Origin of the sequence: Cronbergia sp. UHCC 0137 (assembly GCF_034932285.1) — a bacterium.
GTDB lineage: Bacteria > Cyanobacteriota > Cyanobacteriia > Cyanobacteriales > Nostocaceae > Cronbergia.
On record NZ_JAYGHC010000002.1, the window covers coordinates 125062 to 135863 of the forward strand.

Annotated in this window: 7 protein-coding genes; 4 read left to right on the top strand and 3 right to left on the bottom strand. The window is 37.5% G+C overall.

All coding sequences use genetic code 11. The features are described from left to right. Positions 1-10 precede the first annotated feature (10 nt). From VB711_RS01320 to VB711_RS01335, 4 genes are all read left to right on the top strand, one after another. Positions 11-2839, top strand: coding sequence for a hybrid sensor histidine kinase/response regulator (locus VB711_RS01320; RefSeq protein ID WP_323283918.1), 2829 nt, complete (start codon positions 11-13; stop codon positions 2837-2839). Positions 2840-2872: 33 nt separating this feature from the next. After that, positions 2873-3028 carry a DUF4351 domain-containing protein gene (locus VB711_RS01325; RefSeq protein WP_323283919.1) on the top strand — a complete coding sequence of 52 codons (156 nt, stop codon included), beginning with the start codon at positions 2873-2875 and terminating at the stop codon, positions 3026-3028. A 253-nt stretch (positions 3029-3281) separates the two neighbouring features. Beyond that, positions 3282-3536, top strand: a complete 255-nt coding sequence (locus VB711_RS01330; RefSeq protein WP_323283870.1) for a hypothetical protein — start codon at positions 3282-3284, stop codon at positions 3534-3536. 85 nt (positions 3537-3621) lie between these two features. Then, complete coding sequence (locus VB711_RS01335; RefSeq protein ID WP_323283871.1) at positions 3622-5598, top strand: DUF262 domain-containing protein; 1977 nt, start codon at positions 3622-3624, stop codon at positions 5596-5598. Positions 5599-5816: 218 nt separating this feature from the next. Here VB711_RS01335 and VB711_RS01340 read toward each other — a convergent pair whose 3' ends face one another. The 3 genes from VB711_RS01340 to clpB all read right to left on the bottom strand — a co-directional run bounded on the left by VB711_RS01340 (position 5817) and on the right by clpB (position 10634). Further along, positions 5817-6044 carry a hypothetical protein gene (locus VB711_RS01340; RefSeq protein ID WP_323283872.1) on the bottom strand — a complete coding sequence of 76 codons (228 nt, stop codon included), beginning with the start codon at positions 6042-6044 and terminating at the stop codon, positions 5817-5819. Positions 6045-6098: 54 nt separating this feature from the next. After that, positions 6099-7823, bottom strand: a complete 1725-nt coding sequence (locus VB711_RS01345) for an ABC transporter ATP-binding protein (RefSeq protein ID WP_323283873.1) — start codon at positions 7821-7823, stop codon at positions 6099-6101. Between the two features lie 147 nt (positions 7824-7970). Continuing rightward, positions 7971-10634 (bottom strand): ATP-dependent chaperone ClpB, encoded by a 2664-nt coding sequence (clpB, locus tag VB711_RS01350; RefSeq protein ID WP_323283874.1) that lies wholly within the window; start codon positions 10632-10634, stop codon positions 7971-7973. Positions 10635-10802 lie beyond the last annotated feature (168 nt).

A 10802-nucleotide genomic window follows, 5' to 3' on the forward strand; every position in this document is an offset into this window, starting at 1 on the left:
CCAATTACCAATGATAAACGATAAAGAACTAGAAATTCAGATGGAGTTTCTGGAAGAGGCAAATGATTATTTAAATACCTTGGAAGGGGTATTGCTAGAAATTGAAACTAATAAACATATTGATGTTGAAAGAATAAATGCGGCAATGCGGGCTGCTCACTCGATTAAAGGTGGGGCAGCGATGATGGGGTTTCGAGTTTTGAGTAATTTGGCTCACCGGATAGAGGATGCTTTTAAGGTTTTAAAAACCCGGAAAAATTCTTTAGAGGTGGATACTCATTTGCAGAGTTTGATGTTATCTGGAGTGGATTGGCTTAGACAAATTGCAGAATTATTATCAGAGGGAAATTCTCCTGATGATGTGTGGTTGGGAACTTTTTGTTATCCTATTTTTGATGAGTTGCGCGATCGCTTGGGTGAACCTCCTGCTGAAAATATTACCAGTGTACTGTCATCGGATGAAGGGCAGGAAATTATACCTTTGTTGTTTGAAACAGAGGTGGAAGAGTGTTTGGTGCGTCTAGAATCATTGTTGAAAAATCCGGCTCAAGTGGGGTTACAGGCAGAAATCACGACGATGGCATCTGAGTTAGGTGGATTGGGGGAAATGCTGCAATTAGAAGCCTTTACCCAGCTTTGTCAGTCAGTCAGTGAGCATTTAGCCTCTTCGCCAAATCGCTTTGTCGAAATTACCCAGTTAGCATTACAAGCATGGCGGCGATCGCAAGCTTTAGTTTTGACTAATCAACGGAATAAATTACCCACAAAAATTTATTTGGGTGAATTTAAAGAAGATATTATTGATGATTTAGAAATAGCTACAACGAAAATTCATGATGTGGAACTTTTACAAAACAATACATTATTAGTTCCCGATACTACGCCTATAGAACGAAAAGTTGACGCAGTTCATCTAAATAAAGAACATGATAATACAGTTCGAGTTCCCAGTAAACAACTTGAAGAAATTAACGATTTATTTGGGGAAATAATTATTCAGAGGAATGGGTTAAGTGTACAATTAGAAAGATTACGCAAACTGGTTTTAAATCTAAATCAAAGAGTACAAATTTTAGATCAAGAACATCAAGAATTACATACTGCTTATGAAAAGATTACACCTCAATCTAGATTAGAGGACAATTATCAGACACAAATTATAGATAGGATTGTTGATGATTTAAAAATAGAGCGTGAACAAAAAATTAACCTGCGATCGCAAAATATCATGGAAACCATTGTGCAGATTGCAGAAGTGACAACTGATATTCAAGTTAGTGTTGATGATACTGATGAAATAACTCGCAAACTCAATAAAACATCGAAACAATTACAGAGAAAATTAACGCAAGTGCGGATGCGTCCTGTTGCTGATTTAGTAGAGCGTTTTCCTAGAGCTATCCGCGATTTAAATGTGGAATATGGTAAAAACGTGCAGTTAAAAATTGAAGGTGGTAATACTCTAATTGAGCGCAGTATTTTAGAAGCTTTGAATGACCCTTTAATGCACCTGTTACGGAATGCCTTTGATCATGGAATTGAAGATCCGGCTACCCGTCAGGCACAAGGGAAACCAGAACAAGGGCTAATTGAAATTAAAGCGGCTCATCAAAGCGATCGCACAATTATTACTATCCATGATGATGGACAGGGAATTTCTTTAGAAAAAATTCGCCAACGCGCTCTTTCTATGGGTTTAGATAGAGAATTATTAATTAATGCTAATGACGAGGAACTGTTATCTTTAATTTTTGAGCCTGGATTTACTACTTCTGAAAAACTAACTAATTTATCTGGTCGTGGGGTGGGGATGGATGTAGTTCGTAATAACCTCAAACTTGTCCAAGGTGATATCAAGGTTAACACTCAGAAGGGAATTGGTACAACATTTACTTTATCAGTTCCCTTTACACTTTCGATCACAAGAGTATTGTTAGTAGAGATCGATGCTCGTCAACCTATGATGCTGGCATTTCCTACTGATGTTGTTAACGAAATATTTTTATTACAAAATGATCAGCTTTTGTTAAAAGATGAGAAAGAATATTTAAAATGGCAAGATAATACTTTACCATTGATGCGATTGAGTGAATATTTTGAGTTTAATTGTTCTCGTTATAATAGCCTGGAATTAGTCACTCCTACGGCAATTAACGCCAGTAGTATATTAATAATTAAAAGCGATTCTCAACCTGTAGCCGTGCAAGTAGATCGTTGTTGGGGTGAACAAGAAGTGGCTATTCGTCAAGTGGAAGGAAATATTCCTTTACCTAACGGTTTTAGCAACTGTACAATTCTCGGTGATGGTCGGGTAGTACCATTAATTAATGCCACCGAATTATTATCCTGGATTAATAATAATCAACGTCCCCACAGAAGTAATAAAATTCCTACAACTCGATTAAAAACAGCTTTTATCACACCACAAAAACAACAACTCCCAGCTAGACCAACTCGCCAAAAAGGGATGATTTTAATTGTTGATGATTCGATTAATGTCCGGCGTTATTTGGCCTTAACTTTGGAAAAAGGAGGATACCAAGTAGAACAAGCTAAAGATGGTCAGGATGCTTGGGAAAAACTGCAAAATGGGTTAAAGGTCGAGGCTATAATTTGTGATATTGAAATGCCCCGAATGGATGGTTACGGCTTTTTGGAATGTGTTAATTCTAATGATGAGTTAAAAAATATCCCCATTGCCATGCTTACTTCTAGAAGTAGTAATAAACATCGACAATTGGCAATACAATTAGGGGCGCGAGCTTACTTTTCTAAACCCTATAATGAGCAGGAATTGTTGCGAACTGTAGAGGAAATGATTTTTGCCGTTAGGGGATAGTGATAAATATCTAGTGAAAGCTGAAAACTTCGTATTGGGGAGATTTTGACAAAGTTGGAATCACAAATTAAAGAGTTATCTGGTGAAAAGTTAGATGCGCTTTCGGAAGCTATTTTGGATTTTTCACAGCCTAATGATTTGGTCACGCAGAGGCGCAGAGGCGCAGAGAGAAAGAGAGATTTTTTATGAGTCGGTTTTAGAGGATGTTTGAAAAGTTTCCGGCGATTATAAATCGCTACTACACAAACAAAGTCCGCCTGCGCGGACTAAGGTCAAATAAAGGGTTTACAACCCACGGAGGTGGGTTTCGATTGTATAGCCGCGACTTCTAGTCGCCAGGGCGAGTAAGAATTTAGACTTTTCAAACACCCTCTTAAACAGGGAATAAATTCCCTGGCTGTCTCATATCTAGTATAATAGATAATGATTAACGTTAAAAACTATGACTCAATTACTTGAAGAAGCTATTAAACAAATAAAGCAACTTCCTGAAACTGAACAAGATATAATTGCTAGATTCATACTAAAAGCATTAGAAACTAATTTAGTTGAGAAAAATTTATCTATTATTGATGAAGGTGATACTTGGACAGAAGAAGACCAACTTGAGATCACATCTTTCTCTTTACAATATGCTGCTTCGATATTTCCAGAAAGTGAATTTATTCCCTGGATATCTGGATATTATAAATGTTGAATTTTGTTACGCAATCTAATCCTGTTGATACAAGATTGTTTTATACTACTATAACAACTATTGAATAAATCAGAGTACATTAATTATGCAAGGATCAGAAACTAAGCTCAGAGAGATTATTCAAGGTGATAAACAATATATTGTACCTTTATTTCAAAGACCATACAGTTGGAAAAAATCTCAGTGGGAAGCATTATGGAATGATATTTTAGAATTATGTAATACGGAAAATCCTCGTCCTCATTTTATGGGTTCTATTGTTACCATACCAGTTTTTGGACTACCAGAAGGAGTAAGCAAATATTTATTAATTGATGGACAACAACGTTTAACTACTATTTTTATTTTGTTTTGTGCTTTACGAGATCAAGCTAAGGATACTAATAAGCAATTAGCAGAAGAATTACATAATAAATTTCTTATTAATCAATATCAGCAAGATTCTGATATTTATAAATTGCAACCTACCCAAGTAGATAGAAAATCATTTTATAGTTTAATTAATCAAGAAGAATATAACAACGACCAAAGTATTCAACAATGCTATGTATTTTTTCAGAGGAAAATCCGACAAATTAATTTAGATTTTGGTAAGATTAAACAAGTCATTTCTAGTTATTTATCTATTGTGAGCGTTGTTTTAAGTGCAGAAGATAATCCTCATTTAGTCTTTGAAAGTCTCAATGCTAAGGGTGAACCTTTAACACAGGCTGATTTAATTCGTAATTATTTTTTCTTGAAAATTAATACAGATAATCAAGAATCTGCTTATAATAATTATTGGCTACCAATGCAAAAAAGTCTAGATGATAATTTAACAGATTTTATCAGACATTATTTAACAAGAGATGGTGTAGAAATCAAGAAAGATGAAGTTTATTTTGAGATTAAAGAGAGGATGAGTAAAAGAGATGCTATTGATTATTTACAAGAGTTATATAAATTTTCTCAATATTATTCAAAACTTTTAAATCCAATTAAAGAGAATAACTTAAAAATTCGTCGTTACCTGGAAAGAATCAACCGTTTAGAACAAGCTACTGTTTATCCATTTTTACTTAATTGTTATCATGATTATGAAGAAAATAAACTTTCAGAAGTAGATTTTATTTCTGTTTTGCAGATTTTAGAAAATTTCATTATTCGCCGATTTGTTTGTAATGTGCAAACTAGGGGATTAAATAGAATCTTTTCTGTGCTATATTCTCAAGTGAGTAAGGAAAGTAATTTAGCTCATGCTAATTTTGTGGAACTATTAAAGCAAGATTTACAAAACCGTAGTTATCCCCATGATAAAGAATTTAAGGAAAGTTTATTGGATGTAAAATTATACGGTGCTGGACGTACTGAGAAAGGTAAATTAATCTTAGAATCTATAGAAGAATCTTTTCATCATAAAGAACAAGTCTCTTTTACTAATCTGACTGTTGAACATATTATGCCTCAGACTATAACTAAATGGTGGCAAGAACATTTAGGGGAAAATTGGGGGATAACTCATAATTTATTACTACACTCTTTGGGTAATATAACTATTACAGCTTACAATGGTGAATTATATAACGCTGAATTTATCCAGAAAAAACAAATATTGATTAATAGTCATCTAGAAATCAATAAATACTTTGAAAATCAAGAGACTTGGAAAAGAGAAGATATAGAAAAAAGGAGTTTATATTTAGCCGAAAGAATTTTACAAATTTGGCCTTACTTTGGTAAGGAAAATCATGTAAATCAGCCCAAAAGTAAATTCACTGGTACAAAGCCAAAACAAATTAAAATATTTACTCAAGAATATGCTGTTAAAACTTGGCGTGATGTTTTAGAAACAACTTTAAATGTGATTGCTGATTTAGAACCAGATAAATTTAAAGATATTATGGAACAATTTCCCCGTTTTATTAGTACAGATGAAAAGGAATTTCGGGATACGAGAAAATTAGAAAGTGGGGTGTTTGTGAATGTAAACTTATCAGCCAGAGATATTAATACTTTTTGTATTAAAGCTATCGAAACCGCAGAAATTTCTCTGGAAGATTGGCAAGTAGAAACCACAAATTAATTTATGTTAGTTATAATTCTTGACAAAACCCTTATTTGCGTCTTTGCGTCTTTGCGCGAAACAAAAAAAGAGCGATATATTATGTAATTACCCAGCAATTCTCATTTTAAGGTTTCATGACATTTAAACCCTTGCGGTTATAGGGTTTTACAATTCTTAACAAATTCGGGGATCGCTGAAATGGCGTAAAATCCTTTCAACATGAGAATTGCTGGTAATTACCTGCATTTTACACAAAGACCAGATTCAAGATCACTGGTTTTTGCTAAACAACAATAACATATCTTAAAATAATCTGTGTGTCCTTCTAAAATTTCCCCTGAATTACAATCATATTGATAACTGGCTAGTTTGACAATTTCTTCAATCAAATTTTGCTTCTTTTCTTGATCCAAATGATCAAAACAATGCTCTCGTATCAAAATTGTAATCAATTCATTGAGCATATAGCTTCCACTGTGATTCGACATAAAATTTACTCCTGCATAAATAACTAAATTCTAACTAAACTGTTGAGCATAATATCGCGCATATCTACCTTCAACCGCTAATAATTCTTCATGATTTCCCGATTCTACAATTTGTCCTTTTTCTAAAACCAAAATACGATCGCACTTTCTCACTGTCGATAATCTGTGAGCAATAATTAACACCGTGCGATTCTCCATCAATCTTTCCAAAGCCTCCTGTACCAAGGCTTCCGATTCTGAATCTAACGCAGATGTCGCTTCATCTAAAATCAAAATCCTGGGGTTTAGCAGCACAGCACGAGCGATCGCTATTCTCTGTCTTTGTCCACCAGATAAATTTACACCACGCTCACCTACCCAAGTATTATAACCTTCCGGTAACTCCATAATAAATTGATGGGCATTGGCAATTTTCGCTGCTGCTTCCACAGTTTCCATCTCAAAGGAATTTTGACCAAAAGCAATATTTTGAGCAATTGTCCCCGTAAACATCATCGTTTCTTGGGGAACAATCCCAATTTGTCGTCTTAAACTGTTTAATTTTACATCCCGAATATTCACACCATCAATCAAAATTTCCCCTGGTGTGGGATCATAAAAACGGGGTAAAAGGTTGACAAAGGTACTTTTACCGGCACCCGAAGCACCAACGAGAGCGATCGCTTGTCCCGGCATCACCAATAAATTAATATTATTTAATACAGGCTCACCAGCTTTATAGGCAAAGCTAACGTCACGATATTCGACTTTACCCTGTACTTGGGGCAAATTAATCGCAGTGTATTTCTCTAAAATAGTCGGTTTAATTGCTAACAACTCAAATACCCGATCTACTGATGCTTCACCTTGTTTAAATTCGTTATAATTATTAGTAGTGTGTCCAATGGGGTCAATTAACAAGGCCGCAGCCGCCAAGTAACTAAAAAATTCGCCTACAGTTAAATTGCGTTGGGATATCTGCCATGTTCCCACCATCAACAACGATAACGCACTCAAGGCTTCCATAAACCCCACAATGGGGATTTGAATAGCTTTTAACCTTTCGGCTGAATATTTGGCCTTTAAACTGCGTTCTGCTTCATAGCTAAATCTGGCAATTTCGTATTCTTCGGCTGCAAAAGCTTGAATTAAGCGAATACCACTGAAAACTTCCGTCAAAATGGCCGATAAATCAGAAACGCGGTTTTGACTGGTGAGAGAATACTTGCGTAACCTTTCCCCAAACCAACCAATTAAAATTCCCATCAGTGGGGCAACAATGACTGTGGCTAGGGTAAGTTGCCAGTTCAAGTATATCATGTAGATGGGAATTGCGACCAACTGCAAAACGCAGGGAACAAAATCGTGAAAGAGTTTATTTACCACTTCCCCGACTCGATCAACATCTTCAGTGAGACGGTAAGATAAATCACCTGCTTTTGCGGTTTCAAAATAGCTGAGATTGAGTTTTTGCAGGTGTGAGTAGGCTTGCTGACGGAGGAGAAAGGCTATTCTTAATGCAGCCTTGGCCATGTATAAATCTTGCATGGATTGGAAAAAACCACGCACCAAAAATATTAAAGCGCAGATTCCGGCCAATTGAGCGATCGCTATGACATTACCCTCTCCAAAGGGGGTTGCTAACTTACCCGCTAAATTAATTAAGGTTAAAGTTGCCAATACATAGCCTAAAATACCCACAAATCCCTTAGTGATGGTTTCCCATTGGGTGCGGATTAAGGGTAGAAGTTGCCAATAATTAGAACGTGTTTTCAAATTATAATGCCTATAAACATAATTTGAAGTTAGAGAAGTCCACAAAAAAGATGATCCAATCTTGTATTATTAGCAGGCAAGATGCCTGCATCACAAGAAATTTTGGGATATTTTTTATTTGGAAGTCTATAATGTGAGCGATCGCTATCAAAAGTTATCCCCAGAAGATGCCTCTATTAACTTGACAGTATTCTGTACCACCGACACCTTTACAGGGACTTTTTTGTTGAAAGTTAACCCCTGTTCATCCTTGTCGATGATAATTGTATCACCAGAGATGAAAGTATTTTCTAATAATTTGGTAGCGATCGCATTCTCAACTTCCCTTTGAATTGCTCTTTTCAGAGGACGCGCACCGTAAACTGGATCATACCCAGCCTCAACCAAATGATCACAAGCTGCTTGGGATATCTCAAAAGATATTTTTTGCTCTTTCAGCAGATTTTCCACCCGTTTTAGTTGAATGCGGATAATATGGCGCATTTCTGACCGGCTGAGGGTATGGAACAAAATTATATCATCCACACGGTTGAGAAATTCGGGACGGAAGTGACCCCGCAAAGCATCCATTACCCGTTGTTCGTTTCCTGTTCCCCCTTCGCTTAAAATGTGTTCACTACCAATGTTACTTGTCATCACAATCACACTGTTGCGAAAATCTACAGCCCTTCCTTGGGAATCTGTAATCCTGCCATCATCTAACACTTGCAGTAAAATATTAAATACGTCAGGGTGGGCTTTTTCCACTTCATCCAGCAACACCACTGAGTAAGGATGGCGACGCACAGCTTCGGAAAGTTGACCACCTTCTTCATAACCGACGTATCCGGGAGGCGCACCCACAAGGCGAGAAACTGAATGTTTTTCCATGTACTCGGACATATCCAAGCGCACCATAGCATCATCCGAATCAAAGAGAAACTGAGCTAAAGCGCGGGCGAGTTCGGTTTTACCTACCCCAGTCGGTCCCATGAACAAAAATGAACCAATGGGGCGAAAAGGGTCTTTCATCCCTGCACGGGCGCGACGAATGGCGGCGGAAACGGCAGAAACGGCTTCTTCTTGACCGATAACTCTTTGGTGTAAATGACTTTCGAGTTTTAGTAACTTTTGTCGTTCTGTTTCTAAAAGCCGATTAACGGGGATTCCTGTCCATTTAGCGACGATTTCAGCAATATCAGCTTCGGTGACTTGTTCGCGGAGTAAGGTTGAACCTTGATTTTGAATTTCTAGCAGTTTGGTTTCTTTGATTTCGCGATCGCTCTGCACTCCTTCCAATTTACCATACTTGAGTTGAGCCGCTTTATTTAAATCATAATCCCGTTCTGCCTGTTCAATTTGCACCCGCAGCGCATCTTCTTCTTTCTTTAAAAGACTAATAGCTTCTAATAACTGCTTTTCACCTTGCCATTGTTCATTAAATTTTTGCTGTTTAACTGTTAAACTGGCGATTTCTTGCTCAATACGCTGTAAACGCTCTCTAGTTGGGGAAATTCCGCTTTCTTCTCCTGCTAAAGACAGCTTTTCCATTTCTAGCTGCATCAAACGTCTATCAATAGCTTCCAATTCCGCCGGCTTGGAGGTGATCTCCATTTTCAGTTTTGCGGCTGCTTCGTCTACCAAATCAATGGCTTTATCTGGTAAAAACCGCTCGGAAATATAACGGGCTGACAATGTGGCAGCCGCTACCAAGGCAGAATCAGATATTTTAACGTTATGATGGACTTCGTAACGTTCTTTTAAACCGCGCAAAATGGAAATTGTGTTTTCCACGCTGGGTTGATCTACATATACTTGTTGAAAGCGACGTTCTAGGGCTGCATCTTTTTCGATGTGTTTGCGGTATTCATCCAAAGTTGTCGCACCAATACAACGTAACTCACCCCGCGCCAACATTGGTTTCAGCAAGTTTCCCGCATCCATCGCCCCTTGTTGGTTAGAACCTGTACCGACAACGGTGTGTAGTTCGTCAATAAACAGGACAATCTGCCCGTTTGATTCTATCACTTCCCGCAGGACATTTTTTAACCGGTCTTCAAATTCACCCCGGTATTTAGCCCCAGCGATTAAACTTCCCATATCCAAGGAAATCAATTGACGGTTTTTCAACGATTCGGGAACATCACCGTTAACCATTCTCTGGGCTAATGCTTCAGCGATCGCTGTCTTACCTACTCCCGGTTCACCAATTAATACAGGATTATTTTTACTCCGACGGGATAACACCTGAATTACTCGGCGAATTTCATCATCCCTGCCAATAACGGGATCAAGTTTACCAGCTTTTGCCTGTTCTGTCAAGTCTCGGCCAAATTTGGTTAAAGCTTGATATGGTGCTTCTGAAGCCTCTGGTTCTTTGACTTTTTGGGTAGCGCGAACGGTTTTCACAGCCGCTTCTAGTTTGGGGATATCCACAGCCAAAGCTTTAAATATTCTTCTCCCCACCCGTTCATCATCAGCAAAGGCCAGGAGGATATGTCCTTCGGAGATTTCTACCCCTTTCATTTTTGCACGAACTTGTTCAGCGCGATCGAGCAGTAAATCCAAGTTACGTCCGAGGTAAAGTTGATCACTCTTTCCTACCCTTGGCTGACGTTGGGTATAAGCCTCCAATTGTTGCTGTAAGCGCACTGGGTCAATTTCAGCACGGGTGAGGATAGATGTAGCTAAACTGGTGGGTTCTTCTAATAAAGCAATAATTAAATGTTCAACTTCTAGTTGCTGCTGTTGATAAGCGCGGACTATATCCTGGGATTTGGTTATCGCTTCCCAGGCTGTATCAGTAAATTTATTAGGATCAGTAGGTTGCATCTTTAAAGGATTTTGGACTTTAGACTTTTAATTTTAGTTGAGCAATTGGGAATTACCCAAAGAACTGGTAATCTCTACTGTAGGATTTAGGCAAATCTTACAAATCTAGAACTTAGGAACTGTACAAAATGCAGATGATATGTATGAAGGAAATTGCCTAGTTTCAGG

What these genes read in the sequence shown, in the direction of transcription:
- VB711_RS01320 (WP_323283918.1), top strand. Translation starts at nt 11, where the DNA reads ATGATAAACGATAAAGAACTAGAAATTCAGATGGAGTTTCTGGAAGAG.
- VB711_RS01330 (WP_323283870.1), top strand. Translation starts at nt 3,282, where the DNA reads ATGACTCAATTACTTGAAGAAGCTATTAAACAAATAAAGCAACTTCCT.
- VB711_RS01335 (WP_323283871.1), top strand. Translation starts at nt 3,622, where the DNA reads ATGCAAGGATCAGAAACTAAGCTCAGAGAGATTATTCAAGGTGATAAA.
- VB711_RS01340 (WP_323283872.1), bottom strand. Translation starts at nt 6,044, where the DNA reads ATGCTCAATGAATTGATTACAATTTTGATACGAGAGCATTGTTTTGAT.
- clpB (WP_323283874.1), bottom strand. Translation starts at nt 10,634, where the DNA reads ATGCAACCTACTGATCCTAATAAATTTACTGATACAGCCTGGGAAGCG.